Raw genomic sequence first — 21,160 nt, forward strand, 5'->3', positions numbered from 1 at the left:
TTGGCGTTAGCGCGACCTGAAAAGGCCGTGCTGTGTCGCGCCGCACCGGGTTACACGCCCGCACCTATTGCGCAACCCGCCGTGGCACTCTGAGGCGCCAGATCACGCAAGAACGCTCGGCCGGATCGAGGGCGATGCGATGGCCGCGGCCACGCAGTTCGAACGTGTAACCCTCGAGCAGATCCTCGACCTCGAGCGCACCGTCATCTGGCTGGCCGAACAGCCAGAGCGGGATCTCGTAGGAGCATTCCTGCCGGCTCTTCGGGTCGAGGTTCACCATCGTGAAGACGCAGTTGTCGCCATCCGGCGTCATCTTGGCGTAAGCGATGATGTTGGCGTTGTCGGCGCCGGTGAAGACGACGTTGCGGAAGTCCTGCAGCGCCGGATTGTCGCGACGGATCTGGTTGAGCTTGACGATATGCTCGCGGATGTTGCCGGGCCGATCCTCGTCCCAGGCCTTCAACTCATACTTTTCCGAGTGAAGGTACTCTTCCTTGCCGGGATAGGGCGCGGCCTCGCACAGCTCGAAGCCGCTATAGATGCCGTAGACCGAGGAGAGCGTCGCCGCGAGGGTCGCCCGCACCACGAATCCCGGCCGGCCGCTGGTCTGCAGATAGTACGGATTGATGTCCGGCGTGTTGGCGAAGAAGTTCGGGCGGTAGTACTCGCCCATCTCGCCGGCGAGCTCGACCGAGTAGTCGATGAGTTCCTGCTTCGTGTTGCGCCAAGTGAAGTAGGTGTAGCTCTGCTGATAGCCGGCCTTGGCGAGCTTCTTCATCATCTTAGGCCGGGTGAAGGCCTCGGCCAAAAAGATCGCGTCGGGATAGCGGCCGTTCACCTCGCGCAACATCCACTCCCAGAACGGGATCGGCTTGGTGTGAGGGTTGTCGACGCGGAAGATCCGGACGCCGAGCGCGCACCAGCCCATCACGATGTCGCGAAGCTCGGTCCAGAGCCCTGGCAGCGCACCGCCGTAGAAGCTGACGTTCGAGATGTCCTCGTACTTCTTCGGAGGGTTCTCGGCGAATTTCAACGTGCCGTCGGGCCGCCACTCGAACCATTCCGGATGCTGCTTGATCCAGGGGTGATCGGGCGAGCACTGGATCGCGAAATCGAGGGCGATCTCCATGCCGTGAGCATGGGAGGCGGCGACGAGCTGGCGGAAATCGTCGAGCGTGCCGAGTTCGGGATGCACCGCCTCGTGGCCGCCCTCGGCCGCGCCGACGGCGTAGACCGAACCGACATCGCCGGGCTCGGCCTTCAGCGTGTTGTTCTTGCCTTTGCGGTTGGTGCGGCCAATCGGATGGATCGGCGTGAAGTAAAGCACGTCGAACCCGAGCTGGCGGATCTCAGGCAGGCGCCGGACCACGTCCTGAAAAGTACCGTGCCGGCTCGGATCACCCGATTGCGAGCGCGGAAAGATCTCGTACCAGGCCGAGAAGCGGGCCGCGAGTCGATCGGCGATGACAGGTATGTCGACCGGATAACGCGAGAGGTTCACGCGCTCGGCGTTGCGCCGGATCAGGGCAGCCGAATCCGGCGCCAGGATTTTGCCGAGGACAGCGGGCGAGGCTTCCTGCTCGGCGGCGAGAGCGGAAACGAGGGCGGCGAGCCGTTCCTTGTCACGCCCCGTCGCAAAGTCGGCGGCGATTTGGACGAGTTCGACACCCTCGACCGTCTCCAGCTTCACATCCACGCCGGCGTCGCGCTTCTTCAGCGTGTCGCGCGCCCAGGACGAAAAGCCGTCGCGCCAAGCCTCGACGGTGAACTCGTAGCGGGCGTTGCGCTCCAGCGGGAATTGGCCCGCCCAACGGTCGTTGTCGACGAAGACCATCGGGTCGCGCCGCCATTCGCTCTCGCCGACGATACGCGAGAGGACCGCGGCGTCGATGATCTCATGGCCGTCCGAGAAGATGTCGGCCTCGACGCTCACGGACTCGCCGACGACCCGCTTCACCGCCGATCGGCCGCCATCGATTTCCGGCGTCACCGCCTCGATGACGACGCGGCCCTCGCCGTCAGGCGATGTCGGCTTTGGCGCGGATTTTTCGCTGGGGGCGTCGGCCGCGAGGATACGCAGTTCGCCCGGCAGCAGGTCGATGCCGGCGCCGGGGTGGAAGGCGATCGGATCGGCGTCGGGCGTGCGATCGACGAAGGCGCCGAGCCGGCCGCCCGTCCGCGCGATCAGCCGGCCGGCATCGACCGGCACCGGAGCATTCGTTGGGTTGTAGAGCACTAGGGTGCCATGGGTGGCCGAGGCCGCGTGGCCGGTATCGGTGCGGAACAGCGCAACGTAGGCCGCGTCGGGCGACGAGAGGCGCGCCTGCGCACCCTCGACGTTGGCCGAGGGCAGCTCGGCCTTCAGGGCGTTGATCGCGGTGACGTAGGCCGAAATATCGATGCCGGTATCGTGCTCGCGCGAGCCCGGCGTCGTGTCGACGACGTGCAGCGCGCGGCGATAGCCCCACTCGTAGCCGATCGGCATCAGCACGCCGGCCGAGAAGAAGGCCGAGAGCGCGTAGCGAGTCTTGAGATGCGCGGCGATCGCCTCAGGCCCACCGCCCGTGCCGGCCGCGAGGCGCGGCATGTCGTGGTTCTCGGGGAAGGCGATCGACGGCGCGATGACGCGCAGGCGGTCGTATTGCTCCAGCGCCCAGGGCGCCTTGAGATCCCACCAGGCGAAGGAGTTGAACAGGTAGTCGAAGCCGGCGCCGGCCGTCGCCTGCGCCTCCTCGAAGGTGCAGCCGAGCGTCTCGGCGGCGAACAAGGTCGCCGGCTCACGCGTCTTGGTGGCTTCGATCAGCGCCCGCCAAACCTCGGCCGGCACCTTGTAGGCGGCATCGCAGCGGAAGCCACGCACGCCGAGGCCCTGGAGCTTGGCGATGTAGGCATCGAAGATGCGCGTCAGTTCGTGGCGCGCGTGCTCGGAATGGTAGTCGAGCTCGATCAGGTCGCCCCAGACGGTCTTCTTCGAAGGATCGTCCGGATCGACGGCACCGGGGCTGACCGGCTTTCCCTCGCCGTCGCGCATGAACAACTCGGGCCGCTCCTGCAGCAGGCGGGCGTTGTCGGCGGTGTGGTTCACCACGAGATCGGTCATCACGGCGACGCCCTGCGCCTCGGCCGCGCGGCAGAAGCGGACGATCTGCTCGTCGTCCGAGGTTCCGTCGATGTCGCGAAAACGCTCGTCGAGACGGTCGGGGTCCTGCACGGCGTAGAGGCTGCGCGAGCCGCCGGTCTGGTGGAACGGATTGAGGTAGATCCAGTCGAAGCCGAGGCCGGCGATGCGCGGGAGTTCCGCCGTCCAGGCCGAGACCGTGCCGACGAGGAGCGGAAACAGGTTGTAGATCCGCGGACCTTCGGCGCGCGGCGCCAGCGCGGCCGGCAATCCCACCGTTCCGGCGTCGGTGCGCGTTGCGGCGCTCTTAGGCGTGGTCGGTGCGTTCATGGTCGGCCTCCCTCGGCACGCGTCTTTGGCGTGTCGTCGTGACATGGTGGTGATACCGGCGGCCGTAGAGAGATCGGCTCATCGAGCGATCGGCCGTTGGCAAGCGCAACTGCGCATCGCCGCTCGCGCGGCGGATGGCTTCCGGGGCAAAGCCTCGAAAGCCACTGGTATAAGTCGGTCAGGCTCAGGCGGTTCGCTTCAACACGGCGTAGGGCAGCGCATCGAACAGCGTGCCGAGATCGAGACGCCCGTTCTCCGATGCGTGGCTGGCGCCGCCGACGATGTCGGTCCAGCGGCTACCCTCCGCCACCGGCAGATGCGTTCCCCCGAACGCTTCAGCCGACCACACAGTGTCGCCGACGAGACGGGCAACGAGGCGCGGAACGGCCACCAGCAGATCGCCCTCTCCGCCGCCGTTCTCCGATCGGAGGAACGCGACGACGTGGTCTGCATGCTCCCCGGAAGCTGCGACGGCCTGATAGCCGGCATCGGCGTAGAAGGCCGGCCTGTCGGCCCGGTCTGCGAGCAGCTTCGTCAGCGTCGCCTGTTTCACACGGCCGTCCGTCCAGTGCGCCAGAAGTTCGGCGGGCGCACCCTGTTCGGATAGCGCACCGGCACGCGCGCCGTAATCGACCGGCCGCCGGTTGTCGGGATCGACGAACGAAAAGTCCCAGAATTCGGTGCCCTGATAGATGTCTGGGATGCCCGGTAGCGTCGCCTTCAGCACCGTGCGGCCGAGCCCGGCGATCATGCCGAGATGGGCAAGGCGCTTGGCGAAGGGCCGCGTACGAGCCAGGAAATCCGAGCCCGGCGCGATCAGCTTGGCGAAGAGCGCATGCACCGCGCCCTCGTAGGCCTCGTCGACGTTGACCCAGCTCGAGAACCGCTTGGCCTCGCGTAAGGCCTTCTCGGCGTAGGCGTCGAGGCGCTTGCGGAAGTCTTCGATCGCGCCCGCGTCGTCGCCGTCCAGCAGTTCGAGCGGCCACGCCCCGAGGATCGCCTGAAGGAACATCCACTGGTCGTTGCGGTCGGGCGCCGGTTCATCCTCGATGGTGGCGAGATGCGGCGTCGCGGCGCGGCGCCAGGCATCCCAGGCGCGGGCCCACTCTTCGGGCAGCTCCGACAGCGCGAGCTGGCGCGAGCGGGCATCCTCGCCGCGCTTGGTGTCGTGCGTCGCCGTCGTGATCATCGCGTTCGGCCAGTCGCGGGCGCGGGCGGCCTGGAGCGCATGGAAGTGGGGTACGTCGATGCCGTACTCGCCCGGATCTCCGCCGACCTCGTTCAGCGCCAAAAGCTCGCTGAAGCGGTAGAACAGCGTATCCTCCAGGCTCTTGGCCATGACCGGGCCGGTGAGCTGCTGGAAGCGGCGGCGGAAGCGCAGGATCACCCGCGGATCGGGACGGGCGGTGCCCGTCGTATCGATCCGCCCGATCAGCGCATCGGCAGCGAAGTTGTGCACAGAGCGGTCCGGCAACGCACTCCAGCGCTTAGCCTTGCGCACCGTGGTCTCGATCAGCGTCACGTCCTCGACTTCGACGTCGCTCTCGTCGAGATCGCCGGCCAAGTAGCTGCGATAGGTCGGGAAGCGGGCGATGATCTCGATCAGCGCGCGCCGGATCGCGTTCATCGAGAAGTCGCGGGTGCGCCGGTCGGCGTCCGCGATCTCCTTCAGGTCGGCGGCGAGCACTTCGAGCTCGCTGGCGAAACTGATCTCGAGGATCTCGGCCTTCGCCGCGCGAAGCTGGAACTTGTAGGGCTCGTCGACGCCGGTGGCCCATTCGTAGAAGCGCTTGATCCGCGGCTTCAGCGCCTGATCGACGTGGAGACCGTCGAGCTGGTTCAGCACGTCGTAGCCGGTGGTGCCGGCGACCGGCCAAGGGCGCAGCTTTTCCCCCGGCTCGAGAATCTTTTCGACCACCACGTAGAATCCGGGGCCGACGGCGGCCTGCAATGCGCGGGCATAGCCGAGCGGGTCGGCGAGACCGTCGATGTGGTCGATGCGCAGACCGTCGATCCGACCCTCGGCGACGAGGCGGAACAGCAGGGCGTGCGACTTCTGGAAGATGTCCGACTTCTCGACACGCAGGCCAGCAAGCGAGTTCACGTCGAAGAAGCGGCGATAGTTGATGTCGCTCGACGCGATCCGCCAATGGGCGAGCCGGTAGGATTGGCTCTCCAGCAATCGGTGCAGCGGCCCGAACGTGTCGGGATAGTCTTTGTTACCGTTGAGAAGTTGCAGCGCCCGGTAGATCGCTGCTGCGATCTGCGGCGAGGCGCGCACGGCGTCGGCGAGATCCTGCTTCAGGCCCTCGGCCTCGGCCGGCAGCGCGCGGCGGCGGTCGAGACTGGTCTCCGCGTTCATGCCGCGTAGGCGCTCGGAGATGGCGAGCACGTCGGCCGACGGGTCGTCGCCGATCTCGCCGAGCGCGGCCAGCGCGCGGTTCAGGATCGTCGGATATTGCAGCGGGCAGATCGGGAACTGGTGCTCGTAGTGCCAGACGCTGAAAGCGCCGGCCGCCTCGTCGAACTTCAGTTCGAGATGGCCCTGCTCCAGGGCATCGCCGTAGCGCTCGCCGAGGAACGGGATCACGAGCTTGCGGTTCGCGCCGAGGCGCTCCCAGTCGATGTCGAAGGCATGCGCGAAGGGCGACAGGCCGCCCCATTCGAGCACCGAGAGCCACCACGGATTGTCGGCGCCGCCGACGCCCATGTGGTTGGGTACGATGTCGACGAGGAGCTTCAGCCCCTCTGCCTGCAGCGCGTCGGAGAAGGCGATGAAGCCGGCCTCGCCGCCGATCTCCGGGTTGATCTGCGAGTGATCGACGATGTCGTAGCCATGGGTCGAGCCGGGTCGCGCCATCTGCAGTGGCGAGGCATAGACGTGGCTGATCCCGAGTTTCGCCAGATACGGCACGATCTCTTGCGCATCCGCGAAGGTGAAGCCCTCGTGGAACTGCAACCGGTAGGTCGCGCGCGGCGGGGCCGAACTGAGACGCGCGGCGCCCGAGCGCGGGCCGCGATCCTCGTCGGCGAGCGAGGCCGCGAGCTTGGCGAGCGGACCGCCGGGGGCGGCGATGGCCTCCAGCGTCCGGTCGAGCTTGCGCCGCCAGTTGGGGTGGCCTTCGGTCGAGCCCGGCACGTTGGCCTGAGCGAGCTCGGAGACGACGTCCTCGTACTGGACGGCCGTCAGGATCGAGGGCGCGCGGGCGAGGTATCGGGCGGCGGCCTCGAAGGGAGCGGCATCGGGTGGTTCGGCGCCGGTGAGCAGCTGCTCGGAATGCAGCGCTTCGGCCAGACGGCGGCGCTCGGTGACCCGTTCGGCCCGTTCGGCGTCGGCTCGCTCGGAATCGTAGAGACCGAGCGACTGGCGCGTGTCAGTGTCGACGCCGCGCCACCAGCCCAGGAACGTCGGCAGGTCGTGCGTGGTGATCGCGGTCAACGCATCGTGCGGATAGGCGGCCGGCGGCTTGAAGGCACCGCCGTCCTGCCGCTCGAAGGCGAGGATGCGGTAACTCAGGATGCCCGCCACCATCAGCGCATCGGAAAAGCCCTCCGGGGCCGTGCCGAGGTCTTCGGCGATGACGAGGCATTTCGAGCGGTGGCTCTCCAGGCGCAGCACCGCGAGCATCGGTTCGAACGGCATCGCCACATAGGCACCAGCCCGCGCCGACTGGCCGAGCGGAATCAGAAACAGCCGCGCCAGCTGGAAGGCGTGGTCGATCCGGATTGCGCCAGCATGGCGCATGTTGGCCTGGACCAGATCGCGGAACGCCCTGAGGCCGTCGCGCTCGAGTTCGAGCGGATGGAAGGCCGGAAGGCCCCAATCCTGGCCCTTCGGAGCGAGCAGATCCGGCGGCGCGCCGATCGAGACGCCGTTGGCGAAGCGCTCGGGATGCGACCAGATCTCGGAGCCGCCGCGATCGGCGCCGACGGCGAGATCGCGATAGAGGCCGATACGCATGCCGGCATCGCGTGCGGCCTGCGACGCATGCTTGAGCTGCAGGTCGGCAAGGTATTGCAGCCAGATGTGGAAGCTGACGCGCTCGGCGTTCTTCTCCGCGAAGGCACGGACTTCCGGCGTACCGGCACGCCGGAACGCCTCCGGCCACTCGCCAAGCCAATGCGCACCCTCTGCCGTGAAACGCTCGGACAGCGTCTCGAAAGTCGCGTGGGATTCGAGGTTTTCACCGCCCTCGCTGCGAAAGGCGGCAAAGCCGGCATCCGTGCCGGCGCGCGCGGCCGATTCCGGCCAGAGCGCCTCGAGCACCGGTGAGAGCACCTCCCAGATGCCGGCGTGATCGACGAGCGTGGCGTCGCGGAGGGCGTCGAGGCGCGGACGCATCGCGTCGAGGATCGTTTCGGCGCGGCTGCCGACGAAGCCCGGCAGCGCGCCCGGCTCGATGTAGAGCGTCTCGAGGAAGAGCCGCGACGAGGGCGAGTAGGGCGAAATCTTTTCGCGATCAGTCGGGAAGAGCGCGTGGACCGGGCTTAACCCCAGGAACGACGCACCGCGCAGGCCCGCATCGGCAGCGGCGCGGCCGGCATCGGCGAAGGTGCCGATGCCGAGATTGTGCGGCGAGCGCAGGCCATAGAGCTGGGCGGCAAGGCCCCAATCGCGGGCACCCTCCTCGGCATAGGCCCGCGGCCGCCAGCAGCGCTGCGGCGCGGCGATGATCCAGGCCTGTGCCTTTCGGTCGCCCAAAGTCACCGTGAGGTGGTGATAGCCGGGCGTCTGGGGCGGCAAGTCGAAACCCGGACCGGCGTCAGATGCCGAGAGAGCGGCACGACCTTCGACGGCGTGACCGCGCTCGTCGAGCAGACGCCAGATGATCGAGCCGGCCGTGCTGTCGGCCAGGACCGGCACGCGCAACGCGCGGCGCGCTTCCGCCGGCAGAAGCGGCGGAATCAGCCCGTTGCGGAGTGCCTCGACGCTTGCGAGGCTTTTCGCAATCTCATCGTCGGTGGCCATGGCGAAGCCGAGGGCCGCGAGCATGCCGCAGCGGGTCTCGTTCGAGGTCTCGACGGCGTTGCCGAAGGCGTCGGTATAGCCGCTGGCGATGCCGACGAGGTCGGCGAGCCGGGTCAGGTGCTCGCTCATGCCGGTGCTCCAACCAGGAACACACCGGTCCAGGGCGGCAATTGCAGCGCCTCCCGCGACAGGGCGCTCGACCAGATCACCTGACCGCCCTCGCTCGACGCCGAATACTCGTCGGTGCCGACATTGGCGACGAAGCGCAGCGTCCCGGCCTCGAAGCGCCACGTGCAGTCGATCACGCCGGGCGCCGGCAGCTTGGCTTCGGCTCCGCGAAACGCCGTCTTGGTCAACGGCACCACGGTCTGGTGGCGGATCTGCAAGAGATTGCGGGTGTCAGCCCAGACGCCGCGATGCGGACCTTTTTCGGATTCCTCCCAGTCGATCTTCGAGTCGTCGAACGTCTTGGCCTCGGTCGGGTCGGGGATCACCGACGTGTCGTCGGCAAACGCGGCAAAACTCTTGAACTCGCGGCGGCGGCCCTCGCGGACGGCCTTGTTCAGCTCCTCATCCGGCGCGAAATCGACGAAGAACAGGAACGGCGCTGTGGCCGACCATTCCTCGCCCATCCAGAGCATCGGAATCTGCGGCGCCAGCAGCAGGCCAGCGCGGGCAAGCGCCAGCTTCTCGGGGTCGGACAGTTGGCTCAGGCGCTCGCCGAGCGCCCGGTTGCCGACCTGATCGTGATTCTGGAGGAAGGTGACGAAAGCGGAGGGCGGCAGGTGGCCCGAGGGCTCTCCGCGCGGATGGTTGTCCAGCGTTTTGAACGGCTCGCCCTGATACGCAAATCCCTCGGCGAGGCAGCGCGCGAGGTGCTGCACCGGCTTGTCCGCGAAGCTTTCGTAGTAGCCCGCGTCCTCGCCCGTCAGCAGCACGTGCCAGCAATGGTGCAGGTCGTCCGCCCATTGCGCGCTGTGCTGGATCGGCTTGGCGTCGGCGTCGCGTTCCAGCCACCGGGCCTGGTTCGCTTCGTTTTCGAGGACGAGGTGGATGTGGCGACCCGGCAGCTTTTCGCGAATCGTCTCGGCGAGTTCGCCGATGAAGTGTTTGTCGGAGTCGTCGAGGATGGCGTGCACCGCGTCGAAGCGGATGCCGTCGAAGTGGTACTCTTCCAGCCAGTAGAGCGCGTTTTCGATGAAGTAGTCGCGAACCGTGCGTCCGCTCTCCTTGCCGTCGAAGTTGATGCCGGCGCCCCACGGGGTCTGGTGGCGCTCGGTGAAGAAGCTCTTGGCGTAGGCGTGTAGGTAATTCCCGGCCGGGCCGAAGTGATTGTAGACGCAGTCGAGCATCACCATCAGGCCCTTGCCGTGGGCCGTGTCGATCAGGTGCTTGAGTTCGTCCGGGCGGCCATAGACGGCGTCGGGCGCATAGGGCAGCACACCGTCGTAGCCCCAGTTCCGGGTGCCCTTGAAGTCGGCGAGGGGCAGCAGCTCGATGGCGGTGATGCCGAGATCGACGAGGTCGTCGAGCCGGGCTTCGAGCGCCGCATAGGTTCCCTCGGGCGTCGCGGTGCCGACGTGAAGCTCGTAGATCACCGCCTCTTCCCAGGGCCGGCCGGTCCAGGCCCCATCGGCCCAGACATAGGCGGCGGGGTCGATCAGCTCGCTCAGGCCCGAGACGTCGTCGGGCTGGAAGCGCGAAGCGGGATCGGGGACGACGAGATCACCGTCGATGCGGAAGCCGTAGCGCGCACCGGCCTCGACCACCGTCACCTCGGTCCGGCGCCAGCCGTCGCCGACATCCGGGATCGGGTGATCGGCACCGTTCAGTGTCAGCACCACGTCCTTCGCGGTGGGCGCCCAAAGCGCGAAGCGGGCACCACCGTCCCCGGTCAATTCGCTGCCGTAGGCCATCGCATGGCTGCGCCGCATCAGGCCGTGATCCCTGTTCTCATGAAGACATCGCCGGATCCGGAAATCTGCGTGTTTGCAGAAGGCCTGCCGCGGCAACCGGTTCCGTCCCCCGACTTATGGCAGCCATGCCGAGCGGCAACCGCATGGCAGCATGGAATTGCGCGGAATCTCGCAGATGCGAAAAAGGCTCCCCGCTGTGATGCGGAGAGCCCTGTTGCATATCTGACCGTGGAGGACGGATTAGGCGTCGATGGTCGAACCACCACCTTCGGAACGCTTCTTGGCCATATAGGCGTCGAACTGCTCGCGGTCCTTGGCGCGCTTCAGCTCGTCGACGAACTCAGTGAAGGCACGGCTCTCCTCCTGAAGCGCGCGACGGCGGGCCTCCAGGCGGTCGAGCTCGCTCTTGCGATACTCGTCGAAAGCGAAGTTGCCGGTACCCGAGCGGTAGAGGCCGTGATCCTTGGCGGCCTCGTAGGCCTTGGCGAACCGTGACCCGCCGGCGGACGAACCGAAGCTCCACGAGCCGCTCCGGGCATACTCACGCATCTGGCTGAGCGCAGGATAACCCGCGATCTTCCACGCAACGTAGGCGACCGCCAGCGGCCACCAGTAGATGAAACCGACGACGACGGCGCCGATCTCGAGAGAGCGGCGGGGGAAGGGACCGCTGCGGCAGGCGCGACCGCCGGCCCAGGGAGAGGAGGCAGAAGACGTGCTCACGGGTGATGGCTCCGGGGTGGTATGTGAACGACATTCACATGCGGACCCGAGCTAACCGTTTCAAGGGGCCGGACCAGCGCCCGGTTCGGGGTTCTTCGTCGGCACGCCCGCGCCGTGGACCAGGGCGAGCACCCCGGCGCGGAGCAATTCGTACTTGTCCGGCCCGGTCTTCGGCAGGTGCCCCGAGGCGGCGAGCGTGGCGATGCCGTGGGAGAGCGCCCAGACCTCCATGGCCACGAAGCGCGGATCGACACCATCGAAGCCGTCGGGGAATGTCGCGCGAAGCGCCTCCACTAGAAGATCGAACGGGTTGAGGCGGTCCGGGCTCGGCTCCGCACCCGGCATGCGCACGTCGAAGATCGCGGCGTAGTAGCCCGGCTCCTCCTCGGCGAAGGCGAGATAGGCCTCGCCCATGCGCGTGAAACGCTCCAGCGGCGTGCCGCGGCCCCCGAGCGCGCGGGCCAGACGTTCGGCGAGATCCTTGAAGCCGCGGCCGGCGACCTCCTCGAGCAACGCTTCGCGCCCCCGGAAATGGCGGTAGAGCGCCGCCGGGGTGACGCCGACGAGGCGGGCCGCGTCGACCAGCGTGAATCCGCCGACGCCACGCTCCGCGATGAACCGGCGTGCCGCCTCGATCAGCGCCTCCTTGAGGTTGCCGTGGTGGTAGCTGCGCCTGTCTTCCGGCCGTTCGCGCCAGGGTCGCACGACACCGTCTCCTCGCAAAGCTGGGCGGCTGCCCGATCGGGAAAGCCGCATCGGGCCGCGAGGTTGCACCCGATCTCCACCATCCGCCATCGGTATCGGACATCGGTGTCGACGAGTCGACAGTTCTCCACGACGCCTGTTGACAGCCTCCCTGATAAGAAATGTTATACTGTTTCATTTCCAAGAGAGAGAGACAGCATGTCATCGCCCGACGCCCGCCTGCCCGTCACCGTCCTGTCCGGCTTCCTCGGCGCCGGCAAGACGACGCTGCTGAACCACGTTCTGAGCAACCGTGAAGGCCGCCGCGTCGCGGTGATCGTCAACGACATGAGCGAAGTGAACATCGACGCCGACCTCGTCCGGGACGGCGGCGCCGACCTCTCGCGCACCGACGAGAAACTGGTGGAGCTGACCAACGGCTGCATCTGCTGCACCCTGCGCGACGACCTGCTGGCCGAAGTGCGCCGGCTCTCGGAGGAAGGCCGCTTCGACTACCTGCTGATCGAGGGCACCGGCATCGCCGAGCCGCTGCCGGTGGCGAGCACCTTCTCGTTTCGCGACGAGGATGGTCAGGCGCTGAGCGACGTCGCCCGGCTCGACACGATGGTAACGGTGGTCGACGCCGTGAACCTGCTGCGCGACTACGGCTCCAACGCCTTCCTGCGCGACCGCGGCGAGACGGCCGGCGAGGAGGACAACCGCACGCTGGTCGACTTGCTGGTCGAGCAGATCGAGTTCGCCGACGTCGTCGTCATCAACAAGGTCGAGGACGTCTCGGCCGAGCAGCTCGCACTCGTGCGCTCGGTGGTGCGCGGGCTCAACGCCGATGCCCGCCTGGTCGAGACCTCGCACGGCCGCGCGCCGCTCGACGCCATCCTCGATACCGGCCTGTTTGACGAGGAGAAGGCGGAGCGCCACCCGCTGTGGTTCAAGGAGCTGTACGGCGCCGAAGAGCACGTGGCGGAAACGGAAGAATACGGCGTGTCGAGCTTCGTCTATCGCGCGCGCCGGCCGTTCGACCCCGAAACGTTCAAAGCCTTCATCGACCGGACCTGGCCGGGGCTGATCCGCGCCAAGGGCCATTTCTGGCTGGCGACGCGACCGGACTGGGTCGGCGAATTCTCGCTGGCCGGGGCGATCTCCCGCGTCTCGGCCATGGGCTTCTGGTGGGCGGCCGTGCCGCGCGGGCACTGGCCCGACGAGGCCGGCTGGAAGGGCCACCTCGCCAAAAACTGGAGCGAGGTCTGGGGCGACCGCCGGCAGGAACTCGTCTTCATCGGCACGGGCATGGACCGCGACGCGATCACCGCCGCCCTCGATGGCTGCCTCGTCGGCTCTGAAACCGTCGCCCGCTTCGAACCCGCCGCCTATCGCGACCTGTCCGATCCCTTTCCCGAATGGCGCCGGGCGGCCTGAGGCATGGGCTTCGTCAGCCTGAGATCCTTTCGCGCCCGCAGTGCGGCCCAGGCCGAAGCGAGCGCCGCGCTCAAGGCTCGGCTCATCGCGGCGCTCGCCCTTGGTCCGGAGGACGCGCTGGCGGTCAACGCGATCGCCTGCGCCGATCCGGGTTGTTCGGATCTGGAAACGTTCGTGCTGGTGATGCGGGTGGGGGAACCGACGCGCGCGGTGAAGATCCGGCGGCCGATCGAAGCGGTCGAGGTGACGGATGTCGTAGCAATCGTCGCGGAGGAGCGGCGGCTTCAAACCGGGTCTGAGAGCCCCCTCGGAACGATGTCGGATCAGGAGAATCGGTTATGATTCAAGTTGCGGTTGGAGATCGCCATCATATGCAGACAAAGGATCTCCGTCGCGCCGCAAATCATCGAGGACTTCGACGTTCAAGCGATTGAACCCGAGGCCGAGTGGGAACCCATCGAACCATTCAACCGTCCAGCCAAGCGAGAGCCGACCGCGTTCGGTCAAGATCCGCTAAAGCGCTGTCCGACCAAGTGGGTACCGGTTGGTCGGACAGCGCTCTAGAGCCGCCGAACCGATGCAATCGGACCGCGTACGGATGTCGCGCAAAGTTGCAGCAGCGGAGATCGTGCATTATTTCGAGGCGCTCACGTTGCGGGAGCAAGCCGATTAGACATTTTTGCGAGAACGTAGATTCTGTAGAATCTGGGGCTATCGATATAATATATCGATGGATTAATCCAGAAATCGGACTCGCAAAACAAAGACAGATTATTGCGAATGAACCAATTTATTATATTGGTGGTACAAATTGTATAAATAGATACCGCGACAACCACGAATTAAAATATTCTCTGCGTTCTGTCGCGGAATATGCAGAATGGGCTCGAGCCATATATATTATCGGAGAGGGGCCGCCGCCCAATTGGCTTTTGATCAGACATCCTATCGTTTGGATTGATTTGGACGAACTTCTTGAGGCCAATAGTCTAAAGCCTCAGCCAAACTCCGAACTGCAGAAGCTTTGCTTTGCAAAAATAGATGGTTTGGCAGAGAGGTTTATCTGTTTTGATGACGATTGGTTTTTGGGAAGAAAAGTCGCGGCGAGCGACTTTTTTACTGCAGAAGGCAAACCAATCCATCCGCATCGAGACCACACTCCTATCGCGTGGACCAAATCTCTTTATGAAAAGGGTCTGACCATGCTGCCTCAAGGGTTTGTGGATCTGGTGAAGCTCGCAGGAACTGCGCGACATGATGTTGTACTGAAGATGCGCGAAATTATGGTGGCTGAGGATCTTGTTACCACATCGTCCGAACGGGACGCTCAGTTTTGGCTTCGAGACGTAAATGTCGGTCACTATCAGGACGTACTGCGACAGATCGAAGAAGCACAGCCAAAAACCTACTGCATCAACGATGACTGGAGCTCTGATGAAGCAGAGTATGCCGAGCAAATGAATTTTCTCCAATTATTTTTTGAAAGAATACTCCCTAATCCAGCTTCCTGGGAAAGGCATAATGACGAGCCTTCCGAACTTTGTTGAGACCTATTCATCGGTCGTGATTCAAGGTTTGATGAGATTACATTGCGCATGTGGAAAGCGGATCACCGTCCCGCCCCCGCCGCAGATCGTCGAGGACATCTATATCCGAGCGATTGCACCAATACCAAGTAGACATGCGCCGAACCGTTCATCCATCCAACCAATTCTTCGGATGGGCTCCAAGCCCTGCTAGACCTCGCATCGCACGGGGGGCTAGGAGATGCACGTGAGCTTCGTCGCGGGGACCGTACGACGCCTCATTACCACGACCGCCCGGCCCAGGTGTGATCCAGCCCAAGATGCCCGGCGACCGTCGCACCAATATCCGCAAACGTCTCGCGCCGACCGATCGGCCCCGCCGCGATCCCGGGCCCGAAGGCCAGGATCGGCACCTGCTCGCGCGTGTGCTCGGTGCCGTGCCAGGTCGGGTCGTTGCCGTGGTCGGCGGTGACGACGCAGAGGTCACCCTCGCGAAGGGCCGCCCGGATCGCAGGGATGCGCGCGTCGAAGGCTTCGAGCTCGGCGGCGTAGCCTGGCACGTCGCGGCGATGGCCGTGCTCGGTGTCGAAATCGACGAGGTTCACGAAGACGAAGCCGCCGTCGACGAGCGTCGCCAGGGCGTCGAGCGCCACATCGACACCGGCAGCGTTGCTCGCCGTCTTGAGCTCGCGGCCGGTGCTGCGATGGGCGAAGATGTCGCCGATCTTGCCGATGCTGACGATCTCGCGGCCGGCGGCCGAGAGCCGGTCGAGCAGTGTGTCCTGCGGCGGCGACACCGAGAAATCCTTGCGGTTCTTGGTTCGCTTGAAGCCGTCGGCCTCCGAGCCGACGAAGGGCCGCGCGATGACCCGGCCGACGCGCCAGTCGTCGCAGATCTTCCGCGCGATCCGGCAGGTCTCGTAGAGCCGGTCCAGCCCGAAGGCCTCTTCGTGGGCGGCGATCTGGAAGACGCTGTCGGCGGAGGTGTAGCAGATCGGCTGGCCGGTCCGGACGTGCTCGGCGCCGAGCGCCTCGATGATCGTGATGCCGGAGGCGTGGCGATCGCCGAGGATGCCGGGTAGGCCCGCCTGCGCGATCAGCGCCTCGGTCAGTTCGGCTGGGAAGCTCGGTCGGGTCTCCGGAAAATGCCCCCAATCCTCCAGCATCGGCAGACCGGCGATCTCCCAGTGGCCGGACGGCGTGTCCTTGCCGGCCGCCGTCTCGACGGCATGGCCGTAGGCGCCGACGATGAGGCCGGTCGGCGCGAGCCCAGGCGGCACCCGGCCCGTGGCACCTTCGGCAGCGAGGCCAAGGCCCAGCGCCGTCAGGTTCGGTAGACGCAGCGGACCGGAGCGCAGACCCTCGCGGTCGCCCTCCCCGCAGGCGCAGGCCTCGGCGATGTGACCGACGGTGTCGGAGCCCGCGTCACCGTAGCGGGCTGCGTCGGGCGCGCCGCCGATGCCGACGGAATCGAGGACGATGAGCAAGGCGCGAGGCATGTCCGCTCGACGGTTTCGCTCAGGCCGGGACGGCGTCGGCGTGCGCCGATGCGTCGTCCACACTCTCGGCCTCCATGTCGAAGGCGGCCGCGAACAGTGTGCGCGTGTATTCGGTCTTCGGGTCGGCGAAGATCTCGGCGGTGGGCCCCTCTTCCACCACGCGGCCGTTCTGCATGACGAGCACGTAGTTCGCCAGCGCCCGCACCACCTTGAGGTCGTGGCTGATGAACAGGTAGGCAAGGCCGCGCTCGCGCTGCAGGTCGCGCAGCAGCGTCACGATCTGCGCCTGCACGGAGCGGTCCAGTGCCGAGGTCGGCTCGTCGAGGACGACGAAGCGCGGGTTCAGCACGATGGCGCGGGCGATGGCGATGCGCTGGCGCTGGCCGCCTGAGAATTCGTGCGGGTAGCGGTCCATAGCCGCCGGATCGAGCCCGACATCGGTCAACGCCTTGGCGACGATGGCGCGGCGCTCGGTCCGCGATTTCGCCTGCCCCTGCACCACCAAACCCTCGGCTACGATGTCTGCGATGGACATGCGCGGCGAGAGCGAGCCGTAGGGGTCCTGGAAGACTACCTGCATGTCGCGCCGTAGCGGCCGCATGGCGCGCGGCGTCAACGCCTCGATCGGCTTGCCGAGAAACACGATCGGCCCTTCGGAGACGGTCAGCCGCAGCAGAGCGAGGCCGAGTGTGGTCTTGCCCGAGCCGGATTCGCCGACGACGCCCACCGTCTCGCCCTGGCGCACGACGAGGCTCACGCCGTCCACCGCCTTGACGTGATCGGTGGTGCGCCGGAGCAGGCCCTGCTTGATCGGGAACCAGACCTTGATCGGACCGGCGTCGACCAGCATCTCGGCTCTTAGGCCGACCGGGTTGGCACGGCCGGTGGGCTCGGAAGCCAGAAGGCGCTGCGTATACTCGTGCTGCGGCCGGTCGAACACCTCGGCGACCGAGCCGGCCTCAACGATGCGCCCGCGCAGCATCACGCAGACCGAGGTGGCGATACGCCGGACGATGCCGAGATCGTGGGTGATGAACAGCATCGCCATGCCGAGCCGCTTCTGCAGGTCGGCGAGCAGCGTCAGGATCTGCGCCTGAACGGTGACGTCGAGCGCCGTGGTCGGCTCGTCGGCCACGAGAAGGTCGGGCTCGCAGGCGAGCGCCATGGCGATCATCACGCGCTGGCGCTGGCCGCCGGAGAGTTCGTGCGGATAGGCCCCGAGCCGGCGCTCGGCATCACGGATGCCGACGAGGTCGAGCAGTTCGAGGATGCGGGCGCGCGCCTTCTTCCCCGTCAGGCCGCGATGGAGTTGCAGCACCTCGCCGATCTGCCGCTGGATCGAATGCAGCGGGTTCAGCGAGGTCATCGGCTCCTGGAACACCATGGTGATGTCGGCGCCGCGAACCTTTCGGAGATCGCGCTCGGGCAGTTGCAGCAGGTCGCGGCCCTTGAAGACGATTTTTCCGCTCGGATGATGCGCCGCCCCGTCGAGCAGCCGCAGGATCGAGAGCGCCGTCACCGACTTGCCCGAGCCGGATTCGCCGACGAGCGCCAGGGTGTCGCCGGGGGCGATGGAGAAGCTCACCCGGTCGACGGCCAGCGTTTCGCCCTCCGACGAGCGGAAAGCCACCGAGAGGTCTTGGATGGAGAGAAGCGGGTCGGTCATCGGCACCGCGCGTGAGACAGTCCCGGCCGGGCGGCCGGGCGACATTGGCGAGGGTTATAGCGCCGCGGTTGCCCGAGGGCGAATGGGCAGCGCTCGATGGAACGACAGGGTACGGATTTCCTTACCGGCCGGCACACGTCTAGATGGCGGTCGTGCCGCGCGCTTCGCTGATCCTCACCGCCCTCCTCGCCCTCCTCTGGGCCGCGCCGGCCACTCACGCCGCAGCGGACGGAACCGGCGGCGACGGCGAGACCGTCACCCAGGCGCTCTGCCGGCTGATCGAGGATTCGGCCAGAACCCGGGCGATCCCCGTGCCCTTCCTGACGCGGCTGATCTTTCGCGAGAGCGCCTTTCGCGTCACCGCGGTCAGCCCGGTCGGCGCACAGGGCGTCGCGCAGTTCATGCCGGGCACGGCGAAGGAGCGCGGGCTGCTCGATCCGTTCGATCCCGAGCAGGCTATCCCGCATGCGGCGCATCTGCTCGCGGACCTGCGCACGCAGTTCGGCAATCTCGGCCTCGCTGCGGCGGCCTACAACGGCGGCCCGGGCCGGGTGTCGAAATGGCTCGCCGGCACCGGCGGCCTGCCGTCGGAAACCCGCGCCTACGTCATCGCGCTGACCGGCCGCCCCGCCGAGGATTGGCGGCCTGGCGTCCAGATCGAGATGGCGCCGGAGGAAGGCGAACCGGCGAGCAAGACCGCCGCGAAACCGCCGGAGCCCGCCAGGGCGCCCGACACGGCCAAGGACGCCGCGAAGGACGCCGTCGCCGAGCCGGCCCAGAGCTGCATCCAGGTTACCGCCCTGCTGCGCATCCCGTCGCGCGGCGACCGCTTCGCGCTGCCGGTCGAGGGCGGGGTGACGGCGCCCTGGGGCATCCAGCTCGCCGGCAACTTTTCGAAGTCGCTGGCGCTGGCGAGCTTCTCGCGCACCCGCTCGCTCTATGCCGGCGTGATCGGCGAGGTTCGCCCGATGATCATCGGGACACGCCTGCGCTTTCGCGGAACGCGAGCCTTCTACCGTATCCGCATCCCGGCCGAGACACGGGCGGCTGGCGACACGCTGTGCAACCGCATCCGCAAGGCCGGCGGCGCCTGCATCGTCCTGCGGACCTGATGCCGCATCGAAACCGGGCGGCGCATCGCGCTTCGCCGCGCCTCGGCCATGAATCCGCCCCGTCTGCCCCGTCACCTGCGGTCAAACGCCAAGTCGCGGGAGTTGCATGATCCGGGTCCTCGTCGCCGTACTCTCGTTCGGCTGCCTCCTGCTGTCCATGATCGGCCTGACCGGCTGCTCGCCGCTGGCGCTGTTCGATGCGCTCGGTCCGCGCGATGCCGGGGCGAAACTCTCGCTCAGAGACGCGGCCTATGGCGGGGATCCGCGCCAGCGCCTCGACGTGTTCACGCCCACCGCCGACGTGACCAACGCTCCGGTGCTGGTGTTCTTCTACGGCGGCTCCTGGAAGAACGGCTCGAAGGACGACTACGCCTTCGCCGCTCAGGCGCTCGCCGCGCAGGGCTTCGTGACGGTGCTGCCGGATTACCGGCTCTATCCGCAGGTACGCTTCCCCGATTTCCTCGACGACGGCGCGCAGGTGGTGGCCTGGGTGCGCGACAACATCACGGCCTATGGAGGCGACCCGAAGAAGATCGTCCTCGCCGGCCACTCGGCCGGTGCCTACAACGCCATGATGCTCGGGCTCGACCCGACCTACCTGCGGCGAGCCGGGGTCGATCCGCGGGTGATCCGCGCGGTGGCCGGCCTCTCCGGCCCCTACGACTTCTTCCCCTTCGACCAGGCGACCTCGATCGACGTGTTCGGCCAGGCGCCCGACCCCAAGGCGACGCAGCCCGTCACCTTCGCCGGCCCGAACGCCCCGCCCGCCTTCCTCGCCACGGGCGACGCCGACACCACGGTCCGCCCGCGCAACACAAGGAGCCTCGCGGCGCGGCTGCGTGAGGCCCGCGTGCCGGTGCAGGAGCGGGTCTATGCCGGCCTCGACCACGCCGACACGCTGCTCGCCCTCTCCGTGACCTTCCGCTCGAAGGCCCCCGAACTTTCCGAGATGGCGGCCTTCCTCCACCAGCATGCCGAGCGCCGGCAGCTGAGCTCGGTGCGGATGCGATAGCGGGCCGCAATCGGCCACTTCATGAACCCGCACCAGCACAAAGCCGGAAGCGCGGCTCCTTCGCCCCCTTACCGCGCCACCGCCCCCACCATCGGCCCGAGCGGACGGCTCAGGTCCGAGCGGCCGAGCCCCGGCGCGTAGAGGCTCGAGACCGAGCCGTCGAGAAACAGCGCGTTGCGACAGCCGAGGTCGTCCTTGAACAGGCGGGCGAAGGCCCCGAAGCTCACGGGGCGCTCTGAGATCGCAAAGATCGCGGTGCGGCCGTCGTCGCGCACGCCGACGCCGTTGCGGATCTTCTGGCTCGGGCCGTCCTCCGAGATCTTCGGGTGGATCTTGCCGTCGATCACCAGCATCGGTCCGGATTGCGTGGCGAAATCCGGCTTCGGCTTGGTCTTCAGGTAGCGGGCGGTGTCGAGCACGCCGGCCTTGTCGCCCTTCACGTAGAAGACGCCGTTGGGCTTGAGGTGGAAGTTGCCCGGCCCGTTGGCGGTGGAGACGCGCTTCATCTCGCGGCCGTCCTCGACATAGAGCCCGACCGGGGCCTGCTCCGCATCGTACATGCCGGCATTCATGGCGAAGCTGAGGGCGGCCCCCTGCGCGCGGGCGAGGCTCGACAGCGAGGCGTAGGGCGCGCCGTCCCGGCCGAGCCAGAACAGGCGGACGCGCTCGCGCTTCAGGTCGACGACGCAGACGGTGTAGCTCTCGCCACCCGAGAGGGTCGCACGGCACGGGCCCTTGTTGCCGGATCCGGCCTGAACCGCCGGCTCAGGCTCGCGCGCTACGGCCGGCCCCATCGCCACCGACGCCGCGAGGGCGACACAACCGGTCAGACGTGACCGTTTCCCAAAACGCATCCCGAGATCTCGCGCGCATTCCGGCGGGGCGTCCCGTCCGGCCAAGCCTCTCCTCGCGGCAAAACGCGGCGATTTTCAAGCCGCGCTCGCATGGGCTGGACGATCACAAAACTGGGATCGCCCGCCGCATGAACCGTTTCCCGCGGCTGCACGTTTCATGAATTAGCGGGGGAACGGCGTCTTCGGAGATGAAACGATGAAACGGGTGTTTCTGGCCTCGGCGCTTCTTGCGGGTGCGCTAACATTGGCACCGGCGGCGGCCGATGCCCGCGGCTTCGGCGGCGGCGGCTTTCGCGGCGGCGGCTTCGGTGGCG

Annotated in this window: 13 protein-coding genes; 5 read left to right on the forward strand and 8 right to left on the reverse strand. The window is 67.0% G+C overall.

Annotation, left to right across the window (positions count from 1 at the left end; genetic code table 11):
- Positions 1–64: 64 nt before the first annotated feature.
- The 5 genes from FV217_RS06650 to FV217_RS06670 form a co-directional block, all read right to left on the reverse strand.
- The gene (locus FV217_RS06650) at positions 65–3,448 is read right to left on the reverse strand and encodes a maltotransferase domain-containing protein (protein ID WP_147816237.1); all 3,384 of its coding nucleotides are present in this window, start codon (positions 3,446–3,448) and stop codon (positions 65–67) included.
- A gap of 184 nt (positions 3,449–3,632) precedes the next feature.
- Complete coding sequence (locus FV217_RS06655) at positions 3,633–8,546, reverse strand: malto-oligosyltrehalose synthase (RefSeq protein WP_147816240.1); 4,914 nt, start codon at positions 8,544–8,546, stop codon at positions 3,633–3,635.
- Positions 8,543–10,351 carry a malto-oligosyltrehalose trehalohydrolase gene (gene treZ / locus FV217_RS06660; protein ID WP_147816242.1) on the reverse strand — a complete coding sequence of 603 codons (1,809 nt, stop codon included), beginning with the start codon at positions 10,349–10,351 and terminating at the stop codon, positions 8,543–8,545. The genes FV217_RS06655 and treZ overlap by 4 nt, the downstream gene beginning before the upstream one ends.
- A gap of 222 nt (positions 10,352–10,573) precedes the next feature.
- Positions 10,574–11,056: a DUF2852 domain-containing protein gene (locus FV217_RS06665; RefSeq protein WP_147816243.1), complete on the reverse strand. Its 483-nt coding sequence runs from the start codon at positions 11,054–11,056 to the stop codon at positions 10,574–10,576.
- 60 nt (positions 11,057–11,116) lie between these two features.
- The gene (locus FV217_RS06670; RefSeq protein ID WP_147816245.1) at positions 11,117–11,761 is read right to left on the reverse strand and encodes a TetR/AcrR family transcriptional regulator; all 645 of its coding nucleotides are present in this window, start codon (positions 11,759–11,761) and stop codon (positions 11,117–11,119) included.
- Positions 11,762–11,959: 198 nt separating this feature from the next.
- On the opposite strand from FV217_RS06670, the gene zigA reads away from it, so the two are divergent.
- The 3 genes from zigA to FV217_RS06685 all read left to right on the forward strand — a co-directional run bounded on the left by zigA (position 11,960) and on the right by FV217_RS06685 (position 14,724).
- Positions 11,960–13,177 (forward strand): zinc metallochaperone GTPase ZigA, encoded by a 1,218-nt coding sequence (gene zigA / locus FV217_RS06675; RefSeq protein ID WP_147816247.1) that lies wholly within the window; start codon positions 11,960–11,962, stop codon positions 13,175–13,177.
- A gap of 3 nt (positions 13,178–13,180) precedes the next feature.
- The gene (locus tag FV217_RS06680; protein WP_147816249.1) at positions 13,181–13,519 is read left to right on the forward strand and encodes a hypothetical protein; all 339 of its coding nucleotides are present in this window, start codon (positions 13,181–13,183) and stop codon (positions 13,517–13,519) included.
- 191 nt (positions 13,520–13,710) lie between these two features.
- A complete protein-coding gene (locus FV217_RS06685; protein ID WP_238230320.1) occupies positions 13,711–14,724 on the forward strand; it encodes a hypothetical protein in 1,014 nt (337 codons plus the stop codon).
- A gap of 260 nt (positions 14,725–14,984) precedes the next feature.
- Here the strand turns inward: FV217_RS06685 and FV217_RS06690 are convergent, their stop codons facing one another.
- Both FV217_RS06690 and FV217_RS06695 read right to left on the reverse strand, forming a co-directional pair.
- Positions 14,985–16,202 carry a phosphopentomutase gene (locus FV217_RS06690; RefSeq protein ID WP_147816253.1) on the reverse strand — a complete coding sequence of 406 codons (1,218 nt, stop codon included), beginning with the start codon at positions 16,200–16,202 and terminating at the stop codon, positions 14,985–14,987.
- 19 nt (positions 16,203–16,221) lie between these two features.
- On the reverse strand, positions 16,222–17,868 hold the full coding sequence (locus FV217_RS06695; RefSeq protein WP_147816255.1) for an ABC transporter ATP-binding protein: 1,647 nt from the start codon (positions 17,866–17,868) through the stop codon (positions 16,222–16,224).
- A gap of 143 nt (positions 17,869–18,011) precedes the next feature.
- Here FV217_RS06695 and FV217_RS06700 point away from each other — a divergent pair, with 143 nt between their 5' ends.
- On the forward strand, positions 18,012–18,980 hold the full coding sequence (locus FV217_RS06700; RefSeq protein WP_187272456.1) for a lytic transglycosylase domain-containing protein: 969 nt from the start codon (positions 18,012–18,014) through the stop codon (positions 18,978–18,980).
- Positions 18,981–19,086: 106 nt separating this feature from the next.
- On the forward strand, positions 19,087–19,992 hold the full coding sequence (locus FV217_RS06705) for an alpha/beta hydrolase (protein ID WP_147816257.1): 906 nt from the start codon (positions 19,087–19,089) through the stop codon (positions 19,990–19,992).
- Between the two features lie 68 nt (positions 19,993–20,060).
- On the opposite strand, the gene FV217_RS06710 is transcribed toward FV217_RS06705, so the two are convergent.
- Complete coding sequence (locus FV217_RS06710; protein WP_147816259.1) at positions 20,061–20,786, reverse strand: phosphodiester glycosidase family protein; 726 nt, start codon at positions 20,784–20,786, stop codon at positions 20,061–20,063.
- Positions 20,787–21,160 lie beyond the last annotated feature (374 nt).

The organism is Methylobacterium sp. WL9 (assembly GCF_008040035.1).
GTDB classification, from domain to species: domain Bacteria; phylum Pseudomonadota; class Alphaproteobacteria; order Rhizobiales; family Beijerinckiaceae; genus Methylobacterium; species Methylobacterium thuringiense.

Excerpts from the sequence above, each read along its gene's own strand:
- zigA (WP_147816247.1), top strand. The coding sequence starts at position 11,960 with ATGTCATCGCCCGACGCCCGCCTGCCCGTCACCGTCCTGTCCGGCTTC.
- FV217_RS06650 (WP_147816237.1), bottom strand. The coding sequence starts at position 3,448 with ATGAACGCACCGACCACGCCTAAGAGCGCCGCAACGCGCACCGACGCC.
- FV217_RS06655 (WP_147816240.1), bottom strand. The coding sequence starts at position 8,546 with ATGAGCGAGCACCTGACCCGGCTCGCCGACCTCGTCGGCATCGCCAGC.
- FV217_RS06680 (WP_147816249.1), top strand. The coding sequence starts at position 13,181 with ATGGGCTTCGTCAGCCTGAGATCCTTTCGCGCCCGCAGTGCGGCCCAG.
- FV217_RS06690 (WP_147816253.1), bottom strand. The coding sequence starts at position 16,202 with ATGCCTCGCGCCTTGCTCATCGTCCTCGATTCCGTCGGCATCGGCGGC.
- FV217_RS06695 (WP_147816255.1), bottom strand. The coding sequence starts at position 17,868 with ATGACCGACCCGCTTCTCTCCATCCAAGACCTCTCGGTGGCTTTCCGC.
- FV217_RS06705 (WP_147816257.1), top strand. The coding sequence starts at position 19,087 with ATGATCCGGGTCCTCGTCGCCGTACTCTCGTTCGGCTGCCTCCTGCTG.
- FV217_RS06710 (WP_147816259.1), bottom strand. The coding sequence starts at position 20,786 with ATGGGGCCGGCCGTAGCGCGCGAGCCTGAGCCGGCGGTTCAGGCCGGA.
- treZ (WP_147816242.1), bottom strand. The coding sequence starts at position 10,351 with ATGCGGCGCAGCCATGCGATGGCCTACGGCAGCGAATTGACCGGGGAC.
- FV217_RS06700 (WP_187272456.1), top strand. The coding sequence starts at position 18,012 with ATGGCGGTCGTGCCGCGCGCTTCGCTGATCCTCACCGCCCTCCTCGCC.